The organism is Pseudomonas sp. PB3P13 (assembly GCF_054897735.1).
In genome coordinates this window covers 1,061,096-1,082,791 of sequence record NZ_CM142702.1, presented here as the reverse complement: position 1 = coordinate 1,082,791, position 21,696 = coordinate 1,061,096, and the positions used below count along the sequence as shown (strand labels likewise).

Sequence of the window (21,696 nt, the reverse complement as noted above, 5' to 3'; positions counted from 1 at the left end):
CTATGGTTTTGATCAAGCCATAACCGGCCCTTTGGTGCGGTACTCGCTCTGATTTTTCATCAGGGCGAATGCCACACGAGCGAGCTTACGAGCCAGCATCACCAGCACCTGGGTAGTCGCTTTTCCACGGCCTCGTTGATACTCGTAGAACTCTTTCCACGCCAGCGTTCGACTGGCCGCCATCGCTGCGTTATGTAGCAGTCGGCGTATTTCTGAACAGCCACGCTTGGTCAGAAATCTGCGGCCATTCTTTTGGCCTGAATCTGAAACTTCAGATCCATGCCCAAAAAAGCAATATAGGCGTCACTACTGGTAAAGTCGCCTCGGTTATAGGCCATCACCAAGGCTGCGGCGGTCAGAAAGCCGATGCCCTCTACGGCTTGGCAACGAGCAACTTGCTCAAGCAGGCCAGCCTCGCGCAGCACATCTTTGATTTTCTTTTTAACCAGTAAATCCAATCTATCAATGGACTTAACGAAAGTTGCAAATGATGACTTCAAACTCGCATCATTTGACCAGCTTTGTGTCAGGCTGGTTTTGGCTTGAATCAGCGAAGCCCGCCGCCGTAGAAGGCTTTGCAGCTTGCCGTAGACGGCTGGAGGTGGGGTCCATGGGCGTAGATGCTCCCTTCGTTCTTTAGAAAACGGGCAAGAAGACGTGCATCGGATGCGTCTGTTTTACTCCGGCCACCGACGCCTTTGCGGTAATTACTCAATTGAAAACCATCGATGATGTAAACATCGAAACCAGACTCGTACGCCAGCTCGATTAAATCGATGTGATAAACATTTGTCGCTTCAACAGCAATGGCGGTAGCTGCAGGCAATGTCTTAAGCCAGCGCTTGATTACAGGCTTTTCATTATCTATCGAGGTGAGCAGATCCAAGTCTGCCTGGTAGGTAACGAGTTCAACTTTGGCGACATCGACACCCGTGATTGACTGTGAAACGCGCATTGCCATGGGCACTTCTCCACGCTAAGGTTTTACGGCTTGTAGGGGTTCACCCAGAGGCGCAGGCTTGTTTCTATCGTCGCTAGAACGAAGCATTCTTTATCGGCGCTTTTGGTGGAAGGGGTGGGGCGAGGTCTCCCACGGTCTGTACTGTTGCAGCAGTCAGATGCTAGCTGTTCGTCCCACCACCCCTTCAAGTCTAACCATACAAGCTAGCCTGCTAGCGATAGCGGATCAACATGCAGTAGATCCGTTGACTGTTCGACCGTAATCGCTAGCAGGCTAGCTCCCACAGTTAACCGAGTTGGCCACAAAAAACCCGCCGATGATCACTCATCGGCGGGTTTCTTCTTGCAGCTTGAAGCTAAAAGCTTGCCGCTGCTCCTACCCTAGATCGCGCCACGCTGACGCAGCAGATCCAGCACTTGCTTGACGCTTTCTTCCAGCGACAGCGACTGGGTGTCGATCACCAGATCGGCATTCAGCGGCACGTCGTACGGGAAGGACTCGCCCGGGATGTTATCGCCAGCCGCCGCGTACAGGCCTTGCGGGTCACGCTCGGCACACACCGTCGGCGAAGCCTGCACGTAGACCGTCAGCAGGCGTTCCTTGCCGATCAGGTCTTTGGCCTGCTCACGCCCTTCGGCACTCGGTGCCACGAACGCTGCCAGTGTCAGCAGCCCCGCTTCGTTGAACTGACGCGCGACGTGCGCGGCGCGACGCCAGTTCTCGGTGCGTCCGGCGCGATCCTGCGGCAGCCCCTTGTTCAGGTCATGACGCAGGTTCTGGCCATCAAGCACGAATACCGCACGGCCCATGTCGAACAGTTTGCGTTCAACCGCATACGCCAGCGTGCTTTTACCAGCGCCCGACAAACCACTGAACAACACGGTGGCCGGTTGCTGACCGAAACGCTGAGCACGTTCTTCAGTCGCCACATGGGCCAGTTTGCCGTGATGCGTGCTGGTGCCATGCGCCGACGGCTGAGCGATGATCATGCCGGCTGCGACGGTGCCATTGGTCAAACGGTCGATGACGATGAACGAACCGGTGGTGCGATTGCTCGCGTAACCGTCCAGCGCGATGGCCGCGTCGAGGCTGATCTTGACCCGACCGATCTCGTTCAATTGCAGCGAGCTGGCCGGACCTTCTTCGAGCGTGTTCACGTCTACGCGGTTGACGATGCTGGTGATCGAACCCGGCACGTAACTGGTGGCGCGTTTGATGTCGTATTTCTTGCCCGGCAGCATCGGCTCTTCGGCCATCCACACCAGCATCGCGTCGAAGGCGTCGGTCACTTGCGGCAGGTTGTCGGCGTGCACCAACAGGTCGCCACGGGAGATGTCGATCTCGTCTTCAATGGTCAGCGTGACGGCCTGACCCGGGCCTGCGTGCTCCAGCTCACCTTCGAAGGTGACGATGGATTTCACGCGGCTGCTTTTGCCCGACGGCAACACCACGACTTCGTCGCCCTTGTGCACGACGCCGCTGGCCAGGGTGCCGGCGAAGCCACGGAAGTTGAGATTCGGCCGGTTGACGTACTGCACCGGGAAACGCAGGTCGGTGTAGTTACGGTCGCTGGCGATCTCGACGGTTTCAAGAATTTCCATCAGCGACTGACCGGTGTACCACGGCGAGCGCTCGGACTTGTTCACCACGTTGTCGCCCTTGAGCGCCGACATCGGCACGAAGGCCATGGTGGTCGGCTTGAACGCGATGCCTTCGGCGAACTTCAGGTAATCGGCCTTGATAGACTCGAACACGCTTTCGTCGAAGCCGTTGAGGTCCATCTTGTTGATGGCAACCACGATGTGTTTGATGCCGAGCAACGAGGCAATGAAGCTGTGGCGACGGGTCTGGGTCTGCACGCCGTAACGGGCGTCGACCAGAATGATCGCCAGGTCACAGGTGGACGCACCGGTGGCCATGTTGCGGGTGTACTGCTCGTGGCCCGGGGTGTCGGCGATGATGAATTTGCGCTTGGCGGTGGAGAAGTAGCGGTAAGCGACATCAATGGTGATGCCCTGCTCGCGCTCGGCCTGCAGGCCATCGACCAGCAATGCCAGGTCGACGTCTTCACCGGTGGTGCCGACTTTTTTCGAGTCGCGAGTGATGGCTTCCAGGTGATCTTCGTAGATCATCTTGGAGTCGTGCAGCAGGCGCCCGATCAGGGTGCTCTTGCCGTCGTCGACGTTGCCACAAGTCAGAAAGCGCAGCATTTCCTTGCGTTCGTGCTGGCCCAGGTAGGCGAGGATGTCCTCGCTGATCAAATCAGATACGTGACTCATTGCATTCGAGCTCCAGGCTGTAAGCTTCAAGCGGCAAGCTTGTCGGCGTACAGCTAGTCAGAAATTTTGTTGATCAAGCCGCAGAGCATTCTTGAAAGCTCGCGAGTTTCTGTAATCCAATTGTCAGCCAGTGGATCGGCGATGTATGCAATTTCACGGGCAATGAGGAGTTGAGTGCGTAACTCTGCGCAGGAAGCCTTGGCGATCCAAAGAAAACGTATCTTCTCCTTTGCACTACGCCGCTCCATGCCTTCGGCAATATTGGAAGGCACCGAAAGTGCGGAGCGGGTGATCTGGTCCTTGAAACCAAAATCCCGGCAACGCGCAAACGCTCTATAAACACCCACCGCCAAACACTTGCTACGCTGCCAAACAACCAGTCTCTCGAAATCCATAACGAGCAACCCGATCACGACTCGCAGCAACCGGCCACAAGCACCAATCCACAACCTTACGCATACCGCCGTTAACTTGCAGCTTGCCGCTTGTAACTCGAAGCTTAAAAATACCCCTGCCGTTTCTTTTCTTCCATCGAGCCTGCGCCATCGTGGTCGATGACCCGGCCCTGGCGTTCGGAAGTACGCGTCAGGAGCATTTCCTGAATGATGTCGGTCAGGCTGGTGGCCTCGGACTCGACCGCACCGGTCAGCGGGTAGTCACCCAGCGTACGGAAACGGACTTTCTTCTTGACGATGCGCGCCCTGTCTTCGTCGCTCAGGTGATTGAGCAGGCGTTCGTCGTCGATCATGATCCAGGTGCCATTCATCTCGATGACGTCGCGCTCGGCGGCGAAATACAGCGGCACAATCGGGATGCCTTCGAGGTAGATGTACTGCCAGATGTCCAGTTCGGTCCAGTTCGACAACGGGAATACACGAATGGATTCGCCCTTGTTGACGTTGCCGTTGTAGACGTTCCACAGTTCTGGACGCTGGTTCTTCGGGTCCCAGCGGTGCTTGGTGTCGCGGAAGGAATACACGCGTTCTTTGGCGCGGGACTTCTCTTCGTCACGACGGGCGCCACCGAAAGCGGCGTCAAAACCGTGTTTGTCGAGCGCCTGCTTGAGACCTTCGGTTTTCATGATGTCAGTGTGTTTGGCACTGCCGTGGGTCAGCGGGTTGATGCCCTGCGCGACGCCATCGGGGTTCACATGCACGATCAGATCAAGGCCAAGCTCTTGGACCATGCGATCGCGGAACGCGTACATTTCCTTGAACTTCCACCGGGTGTCGACGTGCATTACCGGGAAGGGAAGCTTGCCCGGGAAGAATGCCTTGCGCGCAAGGTGCAGCATCACGGCGGAATCTTTACCGACGGAGTACAGCATCACCGGGTTATCGAACTCGGCGGCGACCTCGCGGATGATGTGGATGCTTTCGGCCTCCAGCTGTTTCAGATGCGTCAGTTTGTCGACCATGGCTACTCACGAAAACGATCTTGTGGACGGCCAGCGGGCCGTGTTCGAGCGAGGAATCCTAGCACAGCGTCCTCTTCTAATCAGGGCGCCTGCTAGATCGAAAGGGTATATGAATATACCCATGTGGGAGCGAGCCTGCTCGCGATGGTCGTCAACGATAACGCGGGGAAACTGACACGGCATGGCGCTCTCAGGATCATCGCGAGCAGGCTCGCTTCCACATTTTTAAGCAGCCAATCAAATCGGATTCGGACAATCGATAAAGATGTGTTCGACGGCAAACCGCCGTGCCAGGTAATCCCCCAGCGCCTGCACCCCGTAGCGCTCAGTGGCGTGGTGGCCGGCGGCGATGAAGCTGATGTCGTTTTCGCGCGCACTGTGGAATGTCTGCTCGGACGCTTCACCGCTCAGGTACAGATCAACACCCGCCAGCACTGCCTGATCGATGTAACCCTGGCCACCACCGGTGCACCAGCCCACGCGACGGATCATTGCACTGCCTTCGATCAGCAACGGCTCGCGCCCCATGGTTTCCTGCACACGACGGGCGAAATCTCGCGGCGTCATGGGTTCGTTCAGCGAGCCGACCAGCCCCACCACTTTCAGATTATCCGGATCAAGGGGGCCTTCGACCGTAATGTCCAGCTGACGCGCCAGCTGCACGTTGTTCCCGACATCAGCGTGCAGATCCAGCGGCAAGTGATAGGACAGCAGACTGATGTCGTGCTTGAGCAACGTCTTCAAGCGCCGCTGCTTCATGCCTGTGATGCACGGGTTCTCGCCTTTCCAGAAATACCCATGATGCACCAGCACCAGGTCGGCCTGCGCTTCGACGGCGGCATCGAGCAATGCCTGGCTCGCCGTCACGCCGCTGACGATGCGCATCACCTGCGGCCGGCCCTCAACCTGCAAGCCGTTGGGGCAATAATCGGCAATCTTTGCACTGTTCAGGTAACGGTCGGCTTCCTCGACCAGGGTGCTCAGAGCGACGGCCATAAAAGACTCCTAAATATCCCGTTCAGAGGCGCGCGCGGCCTCGTATAATGCGCGACATTATGGGCGGTCTCATTCCGCCTGCAACCTTCCAGGACGTGCTTAATGCTCAAGGCGCTGCGTTTTTCCGGCTGGCCGCTATTGGCCGGCGTGCTTATCGCTCTGTTGATTATCCAGCGTTACCCAGAGTGGGTCGGCCTTCCGAGTCTCGACGTCAACCTTCAGCAAGCGCCGCAAACCACCACCGTGCAACAGGGCCCGGTGTCCTATGCCGACGCGGTGACCACGGCGGCGCCGTCGGTGGTGAATCTGTACACCACCAAAGTGATCAACAAGCCGAACCATCCGCTGTTCGAGGACCCGCAGTTCCGCCGTTTTTTCGGTGACAACTCGCCCAAGCAGAAGCGCATGGAATCCAGCCTCGGCTCCGGCGTGATCATGAGCCCGGAAGGTTATCTGCTGACCAACAACCACGTCACCAGTGGCGCCGATCAAATCGTCGTCGCGCTCAAGGATGGCCGTGAAACCCTGGCCCGGGTGATCGGCAGCGATCCGGAAACCGACCTTGCCGTCCTGAAAATCGATTTGAAAAACCTGCCGTCGATCACTGTTGGCCGCTCGGATAACATCCGTATTGGCGATGTCGCTCTGGCCATCGGCAACCCGTTCGGCGTCGGTCAGACCGTGACCATGGGCATCATCAGTGCCACTGGCCGCAATCAGTTGGGCTTGAACAACTATGAAGACTTCATCCAGACCGACGCCGCGATCAACCCCGGCAACTCCGGCGGTGCGCTGGTGGATGCCAATGGCAACCTGACCGGCATCAACACGGCCATCTTCTCCAAATCCGGAGGTTCGCAGGGCATCGGTTTTGCAATCCCGGTGAAGCTGGCAATGGAAGTGATGAAATCAATCATCGAACACGGCCAGGTGATTCGCGGCTGGCTCGGCATCGAAGTGCAGCCGTTGACCCAGGAGCTGGCCGAGTCGTTTGGTTTGTCCGGGCGTCCAGGCATTGTCGTTGCGGGCATTTTCAGTGATGGGCCGGCGCAGAAGGCCGGCCTGCAGCTCGGCGATGTGATTCTCGCCATCGATGGCGAACCGGCCGGCGATGGTCGTCGTTCGATGAACCAGGTGGCGCGGATCAAACCGACCGACAAAGTCACGATTCTGGTCATGCGCAACGGCAAGGAGATCACACTCACGGCAGAAATCGGTCTGCGTCCGCCACCAGCGCCAGCGAAGGAAAAGCCGGAAGAATAAGCCCGGCGCACTAATACAAGACATTCTCAACGGTCATGTTATATTGTTTCAATATCACTATTGGAACAACATAACATGTCGTCTCGAAAAAGGGCTTCCCTTGCAGCCCTCGCCCTTGGCTTGCTGGCAGATCCGGTCTTTGCTGACGGACCTGCACCGCTCGAACTGGACGCCATCAGCGTCACGTCCGAATACGAATCGCCCACCGGCCCGGTCAACGGCTACCGCGCCACGCGATCGTCCAGCGCAACCAAAACCGACACGGCCATTCGCGACATCCCGCAAGCGATCAGCGTGATTCCCGCCAGTGTGCTCAAGGATCTGGGCAGTACCAGCGTCGAGCGCGCACTGGAGTTTGCCGGCGGCGTGTCGAAGCAGAACAACTTCGGCGGGCTGACGCTGTACGAATACAGCGTGCGCGGCTTCACCACCTCCGAGTTCTACAAGGACGGTTTCAGCGCCAACCGTGGCTACCCCACTACGCCAGACGCCGCCAACATCGAGCGCATCGAAGTGCTCAAAGGCCCGGCCGCCAGTCTCTACGGGCGCGGCGATCCCGGCGGCACGGTGAACATCGTCAGCAAAAAACCCCAGCCCGACGCGTTCACCACGTTACAAACCAGTGCCGGCAGCTGGGACCGTTACCGCACCGCACTGGACGTCAACACGCCGCTGGATACGGAGGGCAACGTGCTGTCGCGGGTCAATCTGGCCGTCGAAGACAACCACAGTTTTCGCGATCACGTCGACAATCAACGGGTATTCGTCGCGCCCTCCTTCAGCTGGCAACTAAACCCGGACACCAACCTGCTCGTGGAAAGCGAGTTCGTGCGCCACAGCTCGACGTTCGATCGCGGCATCGTTGCGCCGAACAACACCTGGAGCGGTGTCTCGCGCTCGACGTTCCTGGGCGAGCCTGACGACGGCGACATCGACAACCACAACAACATGCTGCAAGCGGCGCTGGAACACCACCTTAACGACGCCTGGAAACTGCGCCTGGCCAGCCACTACAAAGAAGGCAAACTCTGGGGTTTCGCCTCCGAAGCGCGCCCGCTGAATGCCGACGGCCATACCGTCAACCGCCGCTATCGCGAGCGTGACAATGATTGGCACGACAGCATCACCCAACTTGAATTGCGCGGCCTTTTCGACCTGGGCAGCTGGCAGCACGAACTGCTGATCGGCACGGAATACGAGAACTATCGCAAGAATGAGCGGGTCACGACCATCGCCGGCAGCGCCTACCCGATCGACATCTACCGCCCGGTCTACGGCCAGCCAAAACCGAATGGCGCGCGTTCGGGCAGCAACTTTCTTGAGCACGTCGAGAGTCAGGCGCTGAACCTGCAAGACCAGATTGTTTTCACCGACAAACTGCGCGGCATGGTGGGTGCGCGCTTCGAACATTTCGAGCAAAGCATCGACGACCACACCCGCGCTGCCACCAGCCGACAAAGCCATGACGCGCTGACGCAACGGGTCGGTTTGCTTTACCAACTGACGCCAGAGGTCGGTGTGTTCGCCAACGCCTCAACCTCGTTTAAACCCAATAATGGCCTGGACGCCGCCGGCAAGTCTTTCGACCCGGAAGAAGGTGTGGGTTATGAAGTCGGGATCAAGAGTGAGCTGTTCGACGAGCGTTTGAGCAGCACCCTCGCCGCCTTTCATATCGAGAAGGAAAATGTGCTGGCCACCGACCCGGGCACAGACACGAGCCGGGCGATGGGCAAGGCGCGCAGCCAGGGTTTTGACCTGCAAGTCACTGGGCAGTTGGACGCGGTGCGCGTGATCGGCGCCCTCGCCTACATCGATGCAGAGGTCACCGAAGGCGACAAGGTCATTCCTGCCGGCAGCCGGATTCTCGGCGTGGCCAGACGCAGCGGCAGCCTGCTCGGCGTTTACGAATTTCAAGACGGCCATCTGCGCGGCTCGGACGTTGGCGCGGCGTTCACTTACGTGGGCGATCGCTCGGGTGAATCGGGCGGCGAATTCGAGCTGCCGGCCTATCACACCGTTGACCTGCTGGCTCATTACAAGGCCAGCGAAAACGTCACCGTGGGCCTGAACCTGAACAATCTTTTCGACGAGAAATACTTCGAACGCGCCTACAGCAACTACTGGGTCAACCCCGGCGAGCCGCGCAATTTCACCGTCAGCCTGACACTCAACCTGTAAAAGGACGTTTCCATGCAACTACTCAAACCTTTGGCGCTGCTGGGTCTGCTGGTCGCCACTCAAGCGTCCGCCCATGGCCTGTGGACCGAACAGCGGCGCAGCAATATCGAGGTGATTTACGGCCACGGTGCTGAAGACAATGCGTTCAAACCGATGAAAATCAGCGGCGCCTGGGCGTATGACAGCAACGGCAAAATGATTCCCGTCACCGTGCAGCGCCTGGTTGATCACGCCCGCCTGCAACCATTGAAATCGCCCGCCGTGATGGCGGTGGCACTGGATAACGGCATGTGGTCGCAGACGGCCGACAAGAAATGGGTCAACGAAGGGCGCAGCAAAGTGCCAGGGGCAATCGAGTCGACCCGGACGCTCAAGTACAGTTTGGCTATCTATCAACCAGGTACGAAGTTGCCGAAACTGGACCAGATGAAATTACTCATTCTGCCCGAGGTTGATCCGCTGACGGTCGGGCCGGGCAACGCGTTGCCCGTGCGGGTTTTACTGGATGGCAAGCCGACAGCGGGGGTGAAGCTGATCGGTGATTATCGCAGTGCACCGGGCACCGTCAGCACCGAAACTGACGCTGAAGGTCGGGCGAAAGTCCTGGTGCGCAATGAAGGCTTGAATGTGATTGCGGCGCAGGTGGAGGTGCCGGTGAAGGACAGTGCTGAAGTGACCAGCCGGGGGCTGTTCACTTCGCTGACCTTCCTCGGCGAACCGCATCACGAGTGACCCACAAAACCATGTGGGAGCGAGCTTGCTCGCGATGAGGGTATAACCTTCAACATTGATGTTGAATACGAAACCGCTATCGCGAGCAAGCTCGCTCCCACAGGTTCAGCGGCGAGTTACAGTTCGCCGAGGCCATCGATCAGCGCCTGATTTTGCTCGGGCGTGCCAATGCTGATCCGCAAGAACTGCGCAATCCGCTCTTGTTTGAAGTGCCGAACGATCACGCCTTGCTCGCGCAACTTCGCTGCCAGCCCCGCGGCATCATGCTGCGGATGCCGGGCGAAAATGAAATTCGCTGCCGACGGCAACACTTCAAATCCCTTCGCCTGCAACTGCCCAACCACCTTCTCGCGACTTTCGATCACCAGGCGGCAGGTCTTGTCGAAATACTCGCGATCCTCGAACGCCGCCGCTGCGCCGACATTGGCCATGCGATCCAGCGGATAGGAGTTGAAGCTGTTCTTGATCCGCTCCAGCGCTTCGATCAAATCCGGATGCCCAACCGCAAGCCCGACTCGCAGGCCAGCCAGTGAGCGGGATTTGGAAAGGGTCTGCGTAACCAGCAGGTTCGGATAACGGTCAACCAGACTGATCGCTGTCTCGCCACCAAAATCAATGTAAGCCTCATCCACCACGACTACCGAATCCGGATTGGCCTTGAGGATTTGCTCGACCGCATCCAGTGCCAGCAGGCAACCGGTCGGCGCGTTCGGATTGGGAAAAATAATCCCGCCGTTGGCCTTGGCGTAATCCGCCGGGTTGATCCGGAACTGCTCATCCAGCGGGATGGCGTCGAAGTTGATGCCATACAACCCGCAGTAAACCGGATAAAAGCTGTAGCTGATGTCAGGGAACAACAGCGGTTTGTCGTGCTGCAACAAGCCGTGAAAAATGTGCGCCAGGACTTCGTCCGAACCGTTGCCGAGGAACACCTGATTGCCCTGCACGCCGTAGTATTTGGCAACGGCCTGCTTGAGCAGGTCACTGTTCGGGTCCGGGTAAAGGCGCAAATTATCGTTGAGCTCGGTCTGCATCGCCGCTAATGCTTTCGGTGACGGGCCATACGGATTCTCGTTGGTGTTGAGCTTGACCAGTTTCGTCAGTTTCGGCTGCTCGCCGGGCACGTAAGGCACCAGATCCTTGACGAACGGGCTCCAGAATTTACTCATGATCAGTTCCCCTGCCCTTGCGGAAAGTCTTCGTCAACGATGCGGTATTCCGCGCTGCGAGCATGGGCGGTGAGTGACTCGCCTCGGGCCAGCACGGAAGCGGTTTTGCCCAGCTCGGATGCGCCCTGTTCGGAGCAGAAGATGATCGAGGAGCGCTTCTGAAAATCGTACACACCCAGTGGCGACGAGAAGCGCGCAGTGCCGGATGTCGGCAGCACGTGGTTTGGCCCGGCGCAGTAATCGCCCAACGCTTCGGACGTGTGACGGCCCATGAAGATCGCACCGGCGTGGCGAATCTGCGGCAGCCAGGCTTGCGGATCAGCCACCGACAACTCCAGGTGTTCCGGCGCAATGCGATTGGCCACTTCGATGGCTTGTTCCATGTCGCGAACCAGGATCAACGCGCCACGGCCATTGATCGAGGTTTCGATGATTTCTGCGCGCTCCATGGTCGGCATCAGCCTGGCGATGCTGGCCGCCACTTTGTCGAGGAACCCGGCATCCGGGCTGACCAGAATCGCTTGGGCATCTTCGTCGTGTTCGGCTTGGGAAAACAGGTCCATGGCGATCCAGTCCGGATCGGTGTGGCCATCGCACACCACCAGAATCTCCGACGGGCCGGCAATCATGTCGATGCCGACCTGGCCGAATACGTGGCGCTTGGCAGTGGCAACATAGATGTTGCCTGGGCCGACCACCTTGTCGACTTTCGGCACGCTTTCGGTGCCGTAAGCCAGCGCGGCAACCGCTTGCGCGCCACCGATGGTGAACACGCGGTCGACACCGGCGATGCACGCGGCGGCGAGCACCAGTTCGTTGAGTTCACCGCGCGGCGTCGGTACGACCATGACCACTTCGGTCACCCCGGCGACCTTGGCCGGAATTGCGTTCATCAGCACTGAAGACGGGTACGACGCTTTGCCGCCCGGCACATACAGACCGGCACGATCAAGCGGCGTGACCTTCTGGCCCAGCACCGTGCCGTCGGCTTCGGTGTAGCTCCAGGAATCCTGCTTCTGTTTTTCGTGATAGCTGCGCACTCGGGCGGCGGCTTTTTCCAGAGCTTCGCGCTGCGGCACGGTGATTCGCGTCAGCGCCAGCTCCAGACGCTCGCGCGGCAGGATCAGGTCCGCCATGGAAGCAACGTCCAGGCCGTCGAATTGACGGGTGTAGTCCACCAGCGCCGCATCGCCGCGTTCACGCACGGCTTTGATGATGTCCAGCACTCGCTGATTGACCGAGTCATCAGACACGCTTTCCCAGCTCAACAGATGATCCAGATGATGGGCAAAATCCGGGTCAGCAGCGTTGAGTCGGCGAATTGCAGTCGGTGCGGTCATAGCGAGAGCCTCATAGGATTGGCAAAAACTCAGGTACCCGAAGCTACCATCGATCCGCTTGGGCACCTGAGAATTCTGGCTATGAGGCGGATAGACGGGCGCGGCTCAAGGTCGCGCAGGTGAATCAGCCGCGGTGTCGAGACTCCACTGCCTTGCGCAGGGTGTCGATCAACGCCTGGATACGGGCGTGCTGCATTTTCATCGAAGCTTTGTTGACGACCAGCCGTGAGCTGATGTCGGCAATGAAATCCTGAGGCTCCAGGCCATTGGCGCGCAGAGTGTTGCCGGTGTCGACCACGTCGATGATCTTGTCCGCCAGACCGATCAGCGGCGCCAGCTCCATCGAGCCGTACAGTTTGATGATATCGACCTGACGGCCCTGCTCGGCGTAGTAACGCTTGGCAACATTGACGAACTTGGTCGCAACACGCAGACGACCCTTGGGCTCGACATCGCCGACACGGCCAGCTGTCATCAGCTTGCACAGAGCAATTCGCAGGTCCAATGGCTCGTACAAGCCCTGGCCACCGTATTCCATCAACACATCTTTACCGGCGACGCCCAGGTCCGCGGCACCATGCTCGACGTAGGTCGGCACATCGGTAGCGCGCACGATCAGCAGACGCACGTCAGGCTGGGTGGTGGGGATGATCAGCTTGCGGCTCTTGTCCGGATTCTCGGTCGGCACGATGCCCGCTTCAGCCAGAAGCGGCAAGGTGTCGTCAAGGATGCGGCCCTTGGACAGTGCGATGGTCAACATGGGAAACGTCAGTCCTTATCAGGCTACTGATGCCCGGTCGCAAATGGCGCCGGACACAGATCCAGGCCATTACAGCCTCGATTTGCAACAAATTCAGCAGGGGCTTGCTTCAAAGCAGCAAATACCTCCTGTGGCGAGCGGGCTTGCCCGCGCCGGACTGCGCTGCAGTCCTTTGTTGGGGTCGCTACGCAACCCGACGCGGGCAAGCCCGCTCGCCACAATGAGGGTGTTCGCAGACCCTGGGACTAGCCCGGTACGCGGCGTATCTTCGCGCCAAGCATCTGCAGCTTCTCTTCGATGCACTCGTAACCACGGTCGATGTGGTAGATACGATCGATCAGGGTGTCGCCTTCGGCGATCAACGCCGAGATCACCAGGCTGGCCGAGGCACGCAGGTCGGTCGCCATGACTGGCGCGCCTTTGAGCTTCTCGGTACCGGTGACGATTGCAGTGTTGCCTTCGACCTGGATTTTGGCGCCCATGCGGTGCAGTTCATAAACGTGCATGAAGCGGTTTTCGAAGATCGTCTCGATCACGGCACCGGTGCCTTCGGCAATGGCGTTGAGCGAGATGAATTGTGCCTGCATGTCGGTCGGGAACGCCGGGTACGGAGCTGTGCGCACGTTGACGGCTTTGGGCCGCTTGCCGTGCATGTTCAACTCGATCCAGTCTTCGCCCGAGGTGATTTCGGCGCCGGCTTCACGGAGTTTTTCCAGAACGGCTTCGAGGATCGTCGGATCGGTGTCCTTGACCTTCACACGACCACCGGTCACGGCAGCGGCAACCAGGTAAGTCCCGGTTTCGATACGGTCAGGCATTACTTTGTACGTGGTCGGGTGCAGACGCTCGACGCCATCGATGGTGATGGTGTCGGTGCCGGCGCCGCTGATCTTCGCGCCCATGGCATTCAGGAAATTCGCCAGGTCGATGACTTCAGGCTCGCGCGCGGCGTTGGCCAGAACGCTGCGACCCTTGGCCAGAGCGGCCGCCATCATGATGTTTTCGGTACCGGTCACGCTGACGGTGTCGAAGAAGAAATGCGCACCGCGCAAACCGCCTTCAGGCGCCTTGGCCTTGATGTAGCCGCCTTCGACGTCGATGACCGCGCCCATGGCTTCAAGACCACGGATGTGCAGGTCGACCGGACGCGAACCGATGGCGCAACCGCCAGGCAGTGCAACTTCGGCTTCACCGAAACGAGCAACCATGGGGCCAAGCACGAGGATCGACGCGCGCATGGTTTTAACCAGTTCATACGGAGCGATCAGGGTCTTGATGGTGCGCGGATCGATTTCGACGCTGAGCTTCTCGTCGATCACCGGCTCGATGCCCATGCGACCGAACAGCTCGATCATGGTGGTGATGTCGTGCAGGTGCGGCAGGTTGGCAACCGTCACCGGGCCATCGCATAGCAAGGTGGCCGCCAGAATCGGCAGGGCAGAGTTCTTTGCCCCGGAAATGCGGATCTCGCCATCAAGACGAGCACCACCGGTAATAATCAATTTATCCATAAGAATCTCGACGCCCTTGGGCTCAGGTGCGCTCGGCCCAGGCCGCGCTGCTGAAAAATTTCATAGTGACCGCATGGATGCTGCCATCGGTGATCCATGGGTTCAAATGGGCATAGACCTGCTGCTGACGCTTCACCGGGCTCAACGCCGCCAGTTCATCGCTAATCACGTTCAGCTGGAAATTGCAGCCTTCGCCTTCAACTTCCACCTGCACTTGTGAAAAGCTGTCTGACAGCTTTTCTTCAAGGAAGCTCTTTACTTCGTTGGCCTGCATGCTCAACCTCAATCGGCGCCCTGTGCGCGCGGGTCGGACATCATACAAAAAAGCCCCGCGCCTGCGAACCCCGCGAAGCAGGACTCTGACGGGGGGCTTTTTTACCAGATGCCATTAGGGATGCACCAACAGCTCGGTCAATTCGCTGACCTGAGCGATTTCACGCATGTCTTCGGGCATCGCACGGATCGTCAGCGCCTTGCCGGCCGCCTCTGCATCGCGCATGAAACACAACAGCAACGACAGACCGACACTGCTGGATTTCAGCACCGCCGAGCAATCGACCACCAGTGCCGCAGCCTTGCTCGCCTGGATCAGCGCCTGACCCTGCTTGCGCAGACCGGGGCCGGTGCGGTAGTCGAGCATGCCGCTGAGCATCAGCTCGCCGGAGTCGCTCATGCGAATGGCCGACACACTCATTGCGCTTGCTTCTCGGTGGCTTCCTTGGCTTTGGCGACTTCCCCGGCCCAACCATTGATGGTCTTGTCCAGATCGTTGCCATTGCGCTGCATCGCGTCAGCAAACTGATCGCGGAACAGCTTGCCAATGTTGATGCCATTGATGATGACGTTACGCAGCTTCCACTCGCCATTGACCTTTTCAAGCGTGTACGACACCGGATACACCGCGCCGTTGGTGCCTTTGACGGTCATGCCAACGCTGGTGCGGTTGCCCGATTCGTCTTTGGCGGGATCAACGACGATGCCCTGGTTGTTGTATTCCAGCAACGCGTTGCCGTAGAACTGAAACAGGCCACGCTTGAAGTTTTCTTCGAAGGTCTTCATTTGCGCCGGGGTAGCCTTGCGCGAATATTTCACCGTCATGATGCTTTTGGAGATGCCCTCGGCATCCACCACCGGACCGACGATGGTGTTCAGCGCGGTATAGAAGTCATGCGGGTCCTGCTTGTACTTTTCTTTATTGGCCGACAAATCGGACAACAACCGGTTGGTGGTGTCCTGAACCAGGTCGTGTGCCGAAGGCGCCGCCACAGCGTTGGCCATCAACGGCATTGCCGCGATTAATACCAACAGGCCACGTCGCAAGGTAGAGATCATTCAAAAGCTCCTCATTTGGCGTCTTTGCTAACGGTATTGAGCAGGAATTTACCGATCAGGTCCTCGAGCACCAGTGACGACTGGGTGTCATGGATGGTTGCACCTTCCTTGAGCAAGGCTTCTTCACCACCCACGCTGATGCCGATGTATTTCTCGCCCAACAGGCCAGCGGTGAGAATAGATGCAGTGGAATCATTCGGCAGGTTATCTACGCGTTTTTCCAGCTGCATGGTCACTCGACCGGTGAAACTGTCGCGATCCAGATCGATCGCCGTGACCTTGCCGATGGTTACACCGGCCATGGTCACCTTGGCTCTGACCGTCAAACCGGCGATATTGTCGAAATACGCATAAAGTTTATAAGTATCGGTGCTCGCGCTCGGTGACAGGCCACTTACGCGCAACGCCAGCAACAGCAAAGCCAGGATGCCAGCCAGCAAGAAAAGGCCGACACCGATTTCCAGGGTGCGGTTTTGCATCAGAAATCTCCAAACATCAAGGCGGTCAGAATAAAGTCCAGGCCGAGCACAGCCAAAGAGGCATACACCACGGTCTTGGTAGTGGCACGACTGATCCCCTCGGAAGTGGGCTCACAGTCATAGCCTTGGAATACGGCGATCCACGTCACGACGAAGGCGAAAACGATACTTTTGATGATGCCGTTAAGCACATCGTCGGCGAACGTGACGCTGTTCTGCATGTTGGACCAGTAAGAACCCTCATAGACTCCCAGCCAGTCAACGGCCACCCAGGAACCACCCCAGATCCCGACCACGCTGAAAATCATCGCCAGCACGGGCAGGGAAATGAAGCCGGCCCACAGGCGCGGGGCAATGATGTACTTGAGCGGGTCGACACCAATCATTTCCAGGCTGGACAACTGCTCGGTGGACTTCATGTTGCCGATTTCAGCCGTCAGGGCCGAACCTGCGCGACCGGCAAACAGCAACGCGGTGACCACCGGGCCCAATTCACGCAGCAGGGTCAGGGCAACCATTTGCCCGACCGCCTGTTCCGAACCGTAGCCGGACAGAATGTTGAAGCCTTGCAGCGCCAGCACCATGCCGATGAACACCCCGGAGACCACAATGATCACCAGGGACATCACGCCCACCGAATGCAGTTGCTTGATCAGCAGTCCAAAACCGCCACCAATGCCGCCACGACCGAACAAGGCGTGGAACAGAAAGATTGCCGAACGGCCAAACACCGCCAGTACGTCGATGCCACCGTGGCCGAAGCGACGTACGCGTTCAATCAGTGAAATCTTGCGCATCAGCGCTTCCCCAGAAGATCTGCGCGGTAATCCGTCGCTGGAAAGTGGTATGCGACCGGACCATCAGGCTCACCCGTCATGAACTGGCGAATTCGTGGCTCCTGCGAATTCATCAATTCCTCGGGCGTGCCCTGCCCCAACACCTGACCTTCGCCCACGACATAGATGTAGTCGGCGATGCTCGCTGTTTCGGCCAGATCGTGGGACACCACAATACTGGTGATACCCAACGCATCGTTGAGCAGACGGATCAGCCGCACCAATACGCCCATGGCGATGGGGTCCTGACCGACGAAGGGTTCGTCATACATGAGGATCTGCGGATCGAGTGCAATCGCCCGCGCCAGCGCAACGCGTCGCTTCATGCCGCCGGACAGTTCGTCGGGCATCAGGTCGATCGCTCCGCGCAAGCCAACCGCCTGCAACTTGAGCAGGACGATGTCGCGGATCATTTCTTCCGGCAGTTCGGTATGCACACGCAGCGGAAAGGCAACGTTCTCGAACACATCGAGGTCGGTGAACAGGGCGCCGCTCTGAAACAACACGCCCATGTGCTTGCGCGCATCGAACAGATCGCTGCGCGACAGTTTTGGCAGATTCTGACCGTTGACCCAGACTTCGCCCTTGGTCGGCCGCAACTGGGCGCCCATCAAACGCAGCAATGTGGTCTTGCCACACCCGGAAGGTCCCATGATGCCGGTGACCTTTCCGCGCGGTATACGGATATCGACGTTATTGAAAATGCTGCGCGCACCGCGCTTGAAGGTCAGTCCCTTCAGCTCGACCGCGTAGGCGTTATCGGCACTCATCTAAACTCCTTTCGATGCAGCCCCCTCACTCGGACGCCTGACTTTCTGGCGAAAGCACATGGCTAACCGGGCGGGCCGAACTGGCGGCGAACTATATCACCGCAAAGGCCAAGCGCCCAAGGCCTACGCGGGCCATCTTCGGTCACTTAACAGCCTTAAAGCTTCACACGGAAGTATTAAGCGCAACAAGGAATGACAAAGGCTGACGAACTTGCGTGAGGGTTTTGCTTAATGCCGCTATAATCGCCGCCTTTTCATCAGGCTATACGATTTCAGACATGAGCCAATCCAGCGACCTGATTCAGTCAGCCCAACGCACCATCCGCCTCGAAATGGAAGCCGTACAAGGCTTGTTACCCCATATCGACGCAGAGTTCGTACGCGCGTGCGAAATGATCCTGGCGAGCAAAGGGCGCGTGGTCGTGGTCGGCATGGGCAAATCGGGGCATGTGGGCAACAAGATCGCCGCGACCCTGGCCAGCACCGGCACCACGGCTTTTTTCGTGCACCCGGCTGAAGCCAGCCACGGCGACATGGGCATGATCACTGGCGATGACATCATCCTGGCCCTGTCGAACTCCGGCTCCACCAATGAAATCGTCACCCTGCTGCCGCTGATCAAGCGCCTTGGCATCCAGCTGATCAGCATGACCGGCAACCCTGATTCACCGCTGTCCAAAGCGGCCGAAGTCAACCTGAATGTCCACGTGGAGCACGAGGCCTGCCCGCTGAACCTGGCGCCTACGTCTTCGACGACTGCTGCGCTGGTGATGGGCGACGCCCTCGCGGTGGCGCTGCTGGAAGCCCGCGGTTTCACTGCTGAAGACTTCGCCTTCTCGCACCCAGGCGGCGCGCTTGGCCGTCGCCTGCTGCTGAAAGTGGAAAACGTCATGCACGCCGGACAGGAACTGCCGCAAGTCCAGCGCGGCACCCTGCTCAAGGACGCGCTGATGGAAATGACCCGCAAAGGCCTGGGCATGACAGTGATCCTGGAAGCCGACGGCACGCTCGCCGGGATTTTCACGGACGGCGATTTGCGCCGCACCCTGGATCGCAGCATTGACATCCATAGCGCCACCATCGATCAGGTCATGACCGCCCACGGCAAGACCGCCCGCGCCGAAATGCTCGCCGCCGAGGCTTTGAAAATCATGGAAGACCATAAAATCAATGCGCTGGTCGTGGTTGACGGCGACGACCGCCCGGTCGGCGCCTTGAACATGCACGACCTGTTGCGTGCGGGAGTAATGTAATGAGCGCGGACCTGCTGCAACGCGGCAAACAGATCAAACTGGCTGTTTTCGACGTCGATGGCGTACTGACCGACGGTCGCCTGTACTTCCTCGAAGACGGTAGCGAATTCAAGACTTTCAACACACTCGACGGTCAAGGCATCAAGATGTTGATGGCAGCCGGCGTACAGACCGCTATCATCAGTGGGCGCAAGACCCCGGTGGTTGAGCGGCGCGCGAAGAATCTCGGCATTCCCCACCTGTATCAGGGTCGGGAAGACAAACTGGTGGTGCTCGACGAGCTTCTCGCCCAGCTCAACCTGAGCTATGAACAGGTCGCGTATCTCGGGGACGACCTGCCGGACCTGCCGGTGATCCGCCGCGTCGGCCTCGGCATGGCGGTGGCCAGCGCGGCCAGCTTTGTCCGCGAACATGCCCACGGCATCACCCAGGCCCGTGGTGGCGAAGGTGCCGCTCGCGAATTCTGCGAATTGATCCTGCGCGCCCAGGGCCGCCTCGATGCGGCCAACGCCGCGTACCTGTGAGCCAACTATGCTGAGCAAGAAATTTCGCAACACCCTGATGTTCGGATGCATCGCGGCCATTTTTGCCGCGGTGGGCTACTGGAACATCAGCCCGGAACGCTTCCTCGACAAGCCAGTGGCCAAAGTCGACGAAACCGAGATCGACTATTACGCGATCAACGCCCACAGCGTTCAGTACCTGCCGGATGGCAAGCTGCAATACGAAATGACCTCCGACAAGGTCGAACACCTGAAAGCGACCGAAGTAACGCTGTTGACCAATCCGGACCTGTACCTGTATCGCGGCACCCAGTTTCCGTGGCATGTGCAGAGCGAGCGTGGCGAGGTCAACCCGGACGGCACTCAGGTCGAGCTGATCGATTCGGTGCGGATCACCCGCTTCGATGAGAAAGACCGCAAGACCCTGATTACCTCCACCCGCATGACCGTGTTCCCGCAGCGGCAATATGCGGAGACCGCTCAACCCGTTAGAATCGACGGCGCTGGTGGTGTCTCGACTGGTAACGGAATGAAAGCGTATTTGAAAGAAAGCAGGATACACCTGCTATCGAACGTAAGAGGACAGTATGAGGCTCGTTAAAACTCTCCCTATTTTGCTCGGTCTGAGCGCAGCACTGGGAAGCGTGAGCGCCTGGGCTCTGCCGGACGATCAACAGCAGCCTATCCGCATCCAGGCGGACGATGCCCAACTGGACGACAAGAACGGTATTGCCACTTATAAGGGTGACGTGATCATCACTCAGGGCTCGATGAAGGTCACCGGAAACACTGTGACCATGACCCGCACCCAGGCCGGCGATATTGACGTGGTGACTTCGGTGGGCAACCTCGCCTACTTCGAGCAACTGCAAACGGCCGGCGACACCAAGCCGGTTCAGGGCTACGGGGTGACTATCCAGTATCACGCCTCGCAAGACCGCGTCGTGCTGATCGATCGCGCCAAGGTCATCGACAAGGATGGCAACATCACCCAGGGCGAAAAGATCGTCTATGACACCAACAAGAAGCTTGCCAGCGCCGGTCGCGCTACGGGCAGCAAGGTCACCGAGTCGCGTCCGCGCATCGACATGGTGATCCAGCCGAAGAAGAAAACCGACGAGCAGAAGGCCCAGTAATGGCAACTCTGAAAGCCCAGCATCTGGCCAAGAGCTACAAGAGCCGCCAGGTCGTGCGTGACGTCAGCCTGTCCATCGACAGCGGTCAGATCGTCGGCTTGCTTGGCCCCAACGGCGCCGGCAAAACCACCTGCTTCTACATGATCGTGGGCCTGGTACAGGCCGATCAAGGCCGAGTACTGATCGACGACCTGGACGTCAGCCACCAGCCCATGCACGGTCGTGCGAAGGCTGGTATCGGCTATCTTCCGCAGGAAGCGTCAATCTTCCGCAAACTGTCGGTTGCAGACAACATCATGGCGATCCTCGAGACCCGCAAGGAACTCGACAAGACCGCACGCCGCAAGGAACTGGAAAGCCTGCTGCAGGAATTCCACATCAGCCACATTCGCGACAACCTCGGCATGAGCCTGTCCGGTGGTGAACGCCGCCGCGTGGAAATTGCCCGCGCCCTGGCCACCAACCCGAAATTCATCCTCCTCGACGAACCCTTCGCCGGCGTGGACCCGATTTCGGTCGGCGACATCAAGCAGATCATTCACCACCTCAAAGCCAAAGGCATTGGCGTGCTGATCACCGACCACAACGTTCGTGAAACCCTGGATATCTGCGAAACGGCCTACATCGTCAACGACGGTCAACTGATCGCCGAAGGTGACTCCGCCACCATCCTGGCCAACGATCTGGTCAAGGAAGTTTATCTGGGCCACGAGTTCCGTCTGTAAGCGCTGAGTGTCTGGCTAGTCGGCCGAGCGCCTGACGCGATGAACACCTCAGTGTG

22 protein-coding genes and 1 pseudogene are annotated in these 21,696 nt (G+C 58.7%); 8 read left to right on the top strand and 15 right to left on the bottom strand.

Going from position 1 to position 21,696, the window contains the following annotated elements:
- Positions 1-12: 12 nt before the first annotated feature.
- The 5 genes and pseudogenes from ACYZT1_RS04775 to ACYZT1_RS04755 all read right to left on the bottom strand — a co-directional run bounded on the left by ACYZT1_RS04775 (position 13) and on the right by ACYZT1_RS04755 (position 5,653).
- A pseudogene (locus ACYZT1_RS04775) lies at positions 13-961 on the bottom strand (IS110 family transposase).
- Positions 962-1,341: 380 nt separating this feature from the next.
- Positions 1,342-3,240 carry a sulfate adenylyltransferase subunit CysN gene (gene cysN, locus ACYZT1_RS04770; protein WP_462017899.1) on the bottom strand — a complete coding sequence of 633 codons (1,899 nt, stop codon included), beginning with the start codon at positions 3,238-3,240 and terminating at the stop codon, positions 1,342-1,344.
- A 53-nt stretch (positions 3,241-3,293) separates the two neighbouring features.
- Positions 3,294-3,635: a four helix bundle protein gene (locus ACYZT1_RS04765; protein WP_462017898.1), complete on the bottom strand. Its 342-nt coding sequence runs from the start codon at positions 3,633-3,635 to the stop codon at positions 3,294-3,296.
- A 104-nt stretch (positions 3,636-3,739) separates the two neighbouring features.
- Positions 3,740-4,657, bottom strand: a complete 918-nt coding sequence (gene cysD / locus ACYZT1_RS04760) for a sulfate adenylyltransferase subunit CysD (protein ID WP_462017897.1) — start codon at positions 4,655-4,657, stop codon at positions 3,740-3,742.
- 237 nt (positions 4,658-4,894) lie between these two features.
- Positions 4,895-5,653: a Nif3-like dinuclear metal center hexameric protein gene (locus ACYZT1_RS04755; protein WP_462017896.1), complete on the bottom strand. Its 759-nt coding sequence runs from the start codon at positions 5,651-5,653 to the stop codon at positions 4,895-4,897.
- Between the two features lie 102 nt (positions 5,654-5,755).
- Between ACYZT1_RS04755 and algW the strand changes: the two genes are divergently transcribed.
- The 3 genes from algW to ACYZT1_RS04740 all read left to right on the top strand — a co-directional run bounded on the left by algW (position 5,756) and on the right by ACYZT1_RS04740 (position 9,826).
- A complete protein-coding gene (algW, locus tag ACYZT1_RS04750) occupies positions 5,756-6,916 on the top strand; it encodes a Do family serine endopeptidase AlgW (protein WP_462017895.1) in 1,161 nt (386 codons plus the stop codon).
- 75 nt (positions 6,917-6,991) lie between these two features.
- Positions 6,992-9,094, top strand: coding sequence for a TonB-dependent siderophore receptor (locus tag ACYZT1_RS04745; protein WP_462017894.1), 2,103 nt, complete (start codon positions 6,992-6,994; stop codon positions 9,092-9,094).
- A 12-nt stretch (positions 9,095-9,106) separates the two neighbouring features.
- Positions 9,107-9,826, top strand: a complete 720-nt coding sequence (locus ACYZT1_RS04740; RefSeq protein ID WP_462017893.1) for a DUF4198 domain-containing protein — start codon at positions 9,107-9,109, stop codon at positions 9,824-9,826.
- A 116-nt stretch (positions 9,827-9,942) separates the two neighbouring features.
- Here the strand turns inward: ACYZT1_RS04740 and hisC are convergent, their stop codons facing one another.
- From hisC to ACYZT1_RS04690, 10 genes are all read right to left on the bottom strand, one after another.
- A complete protein-coding gene (hisC, locus tag ACYZT1_RS04735) occupies positions 9,943-10,995 on the bottom strand; it encodes a histidinol-phosphate transaminase (RefSeq protein WP_462017892.1) in 1,053 nt (350 codons plus the stop codon).
- Between the two features lie 2 nt (positions 10,996-10,997).
- On the bottom strand, positions 10,998-12,335 hold the full coding sequence (gene hisD, locus ACYZT1_RS04730) for a histidinol dehydrogenase (protein WP_462017891.1): 1,338 nt from the start codon (positions 12,333-12,335) through the stop codon (positions 10,998-11,000).
- 124 nt (positions 12,336-12,459) lie between these two features.
- Complete coding sequence (gene hisG / locus ACYZT1_RS04725; RefSeq protein ID WP_462017890.1) at positions 12,460-13,095, bottom strand: ATP phosphoribosyltransferase; 636 nt, start codon at positions 13,093-13,095, stop codon at positions 12,460-12,462.
- 245 nt (positions 13,096-13,340) lie between these two features.
- On the bottom strand, positions 13,341-14,606 hold the full coding sequence (gene murA, locus ACYZT1_RS04720) for a UDP-N-acetylglucosamine 1-carboxyvinyltransferase (RefSeq protein WP_462017889.1): 1,266 nt from the start codon (positions 14,604-14,606) through the stop codon (positions 13,341-13,343).
- Between the two features lie 22 nt (positions 14,607-14,628).
- The gene (locus ACYZT1_RS04715) at positions 14,629-14,880 is read right to left on the bottom strand and encodes a BolA family protein (RefSeq protein WP_462017888.1); all 252 of its coding nucleotides are present in this window, start codon (positions 14,878-14,880) and stop codon (positions 14,629-14,631) included.
- A gap of 114 nt (positions 14,881-14,994) precedes the next feature.
- On the bottom strand, positions 14,995-15,300 hold the full coding sequence (locus ACYZT1_RS04710) for an STAS domain-containing protein (protein WP_462017887.1): 306 nt from the start codon (positions 15,298-15,300) through the stop codon (positions 14,995-14,997).
- Positions 15,297-15,938, bottom strand: coding sequence for an MlaC/ttg2D family ABC transporter substrate-binding protein (locus ACYZT1_RS04705; protein ID WP_462017886.1), 642 nt, complete (start codon positions 15,936-15,938; stop codon positions 15,297-15,299). The genes ACYZT1_RS04710 and ACYZT1_RS04705 overlap by 4 nt, the downstream gene beginning before the upstream one ends.
- 11 nt (positions 15,939-15,949) lie before the next feature.
- Positions 15,950-16,417, bottom strand: a complete 468-nt coding sequence (gene mlaD / locus ACYZT1_RS04700) for an outer membrane lipid asymmetry maintenance protein MlaD (protein ID WP_462017885.1) — start codon at positions 16,415-16,417, stop codon at positions 15,950-15,952.
- Entirely contained in the window at positions 16,417-17,214 is a 798-nt protein-coding gene (gene mlaE / locus ACYZT1_RS04695) for a lipid asymmetry maintenance ABC transporter permease subunit MlaE (protein WP_462017884.1), read from the bottom strand. The genes mlaD and mlaE overlap by 1 nt, the downstream gene beginning before the upstream one ends.
- Positions 17,214-18,023 (bottom strand): ATP-binding cassette domain-containing protein, encoded by an 810-nt coding sequence (locus ACYZT1_RS04690; RefSeq protein WP_028623782.1) that lies wholly within the window; start codon positions 18,021-18,023, stop codon positions 17,214-17,216. The genes mlaE and ACYZT1_RS04690 overlap by 1 nt, the downstream gene beginning before the upstream one ends.
- Before the next feature lie 278 nt (positions 18,024-18,301).
- On the opposite strand from ACYZT1_RS04690, the gene ACYZT1_RS04685 reads away from it, so the two are divergent.
- From ACYZT1_RS04685 to lptB, 5 genes are read left to right on the top strand one after another with little or no spacing between them, the layout of a single operon-like run.
- Positions 18,302-19,276, top strand: a complete 975-nt coding sequence (locus ACYZT1_RS04685) for a KpsF/GutQ family sugar-phosphate isomerase (protein WP_462017883.1) — start codon at positions 18,302-18,304, stop codon at positions 19,274-19,276.
- Positions 19,276-19,800, top strand: a complete 525-nt coding sequence (locus ACYZT1_RS04680) for a KdsC family phosphatase (protein ID WP_462017882.1) — start codon at positions 19,276-19,278, stop codon at positions 19,798-19,800. Before ACYZT1_RS04685 ends, ACYZT1_RS04680 begins: the two co-directional genes overlap by 1 nt.
- A 7-nt stretch (positions 19,801-19,807) precedes the next feature.
- On the top strand, positions 19,808-20,380 hold the full coding sequence (lptC, locus tag ACYZT1_RS04675) for an LPS export ABC transporter periplasmic protein LptC (protein WP_462017881.1): 573 nt from the start codon (positions 19,808-19,810) through the stop codon (positions 20,378-20,380).
- Entirely contained in the window at positions 20,367-20,915 is a 549-nt protein-coding gene (gene lptA / locus ACYZT1_RS04670; RefSeq protein ID WP_462017880.1) for a lipopolysaccharide transport periplasmic protein LptA, read from the top strand. Before lptC ends, lptA begins: the two co-directional genes overlap by 14 nt.
- Entirely contained in the window at positions 20,915-21,640 is a 726-nt protein-coding gene (gene lptB, locus ACYZT1_RS04665; protein WP_462017879.1) for an LPS export ABC transporter ATP-binding protein, read from the top strand. The genes lptA and lptB overlap by 1 nt, the downstream gene beginning before the upstream one ends.
- Positions 21,641-21,696 lie beyond the last annotated feature (56 nt).

Excerpts from the sequence above, each read along its gene's own strand:
- ACYZT1_RS04680 (WP_462017882.1), top strand. The coding sequence starts at position 19,276 with ATGAGCGCGGACCTGCTGCAACGCGGCAAACAGATCAAACTGGCTGTT.
- ACYZT1_RS04690 (WP_028623782.1), bottom strand. The coding sequence starts at position 18,023 with ATGAGTGCCGATAACGCCTACGCGGTCGAGCTGAAGGGACTGACCTTC.
- lptA (WP_462017880.1), top strand. The coding sequence starts at position 20,367 with ATGAGGCTCGTTAAAACTCTCCCTATTTTGCTCGGTCTGAGCGCAGCA.
- ACYZT1_RS04745 (WP_462017894.1), top strand. The coding sequence starts at position 6,992 with ATGTCGTCTCGAAAAAGGGCTTCCCTTGCAGCCCTCGCCCTTGGCTTG.
- ACYZT1_RS04765 (WP_462017898.1), bottom strand. The coding sequence starts at position 3,635 with ATGGATTTCGAGAGACTGGTTGTTTGGCAGCGTAGCAAGTGTTTGGCG.
- hisD (WP_462017891.1), bottom strand. The coding sequence starts at position 12,335 with ATGACCGCACCGACTGCAATTCGCCGACTCAACGCTGCTGACCCGGAT.
- mlaD (WP_462017885.1), bottom strand. The coding sequence starts at position 16,417 with ATGCAAAACCGCACCCTGGAAATCGGTGTCGGCCTTTTCTTGCTGGCT.
- hisG (WP_462017890.1), bottom strand. The coding sequence starts at position 13,095 with ATGTTGACCATCGCACTGTCCAAGGGCCGCATCCTTGACGACACCTTG.
- ACYZT1_RS04740 (WP_462017893.1), top strand. The coding sequence starts at position 9,107 with ATGCAACTACTCAAACCTTTGGCGCTGCTGGGTCTGCTGGTCGCCACT.
- ACYZT1_RS04710 (WP_462017887.1), bottom strand. The coding sequence starts at position 15,300 with ATGAGTGTGTCGGCCATTCGCATGAGCGACTCCGGCGAGCTGATGCTC.
- cysN (WP_462017899.1), bottom strand. The coding sequence starts at position 3,240 with ATGAGTCACGTATCTGATTTGATCAGCGAGGACATCCTCGCCTACCTG.
- ACYZT1_RS04715 (WP_462017888.1), bottom strand. The coding sequence starts at position 14,880 with ATGCAGGCCAACGAAGTAAAGAGCTTCCTTGAAGAAAAGCTGTCAGAC.
- lptB (WP_462017879.1), top strand. The coding sequence starts at position 20,915 with ATGGCAACTCTGAAAGCCCAGCATCTGGCCAAGAGCTACAAGAGCCGC.
- mlaE (WP_462017884.1), bottom strand. The coding sequence starts at position 17,214 with ATGCGCAAGATTTCACTGATTGAACGCGTACGTCGCTTCGGCCACGGT.
- lptC (WP_462017881.1), top strand. The coding sequence starts at position 19,808 with ATGCTGAGCAAGAAATTTCGCAACACCCTGATGTTCGGATGCATCGCG.
- cysD (WP_462017897.1), bottom strand. The coding sequence starts at position 4,657 with ATGGTCGACAAACTGACGCATCTGAAACAGCTGGAGGCCGAAAGCATC.
- ACYZT1_RS04685 (WP_462017883.1), top strand. The coding sequence starts at position 18,302 with ATGAGCCAATCCAGCGACCTGATTCAGTCAGCCCAACGCACCATCCGC.
- ACYZT1_RS04705 (WP_462017886.1), bottom strand. The coding sequence starts at position 15,938 with ATGATCTCTACCTTGCGACGTGGCCTGTTGGTATTAATCGCGGCAATG.
- murA (WP_462017889.1), bottom strand. The coding sequence starts at position 14,606 with ATGGATAAATTGATTATTACCGGTGGTGCTCGTCTTGATGGCGAGATC.
- hisC (WP_462017892.1), bottom strand. The coding sequence starts at position 10,995 with ATGAGTAAATTCTGGAGCCCGTTCGTCAAGGATCTGGTGCCTTACGTG.
- ACYZT1_RS04755 (WP_462017896.1), bottom strand. The coding sequence starts at position 5,653 with ATGGCCGTCGCTCTGAGCACCCTGGTCGAGGAAGCCGACCGTTACCTG.
- algW (WP_462017895.1), top strand. The coding sequence starts at position 5,756 with ATGCTCAAGGCGCTGCGTTTTTCCGGCTGGCCGCTATTGGCCGGCGTG.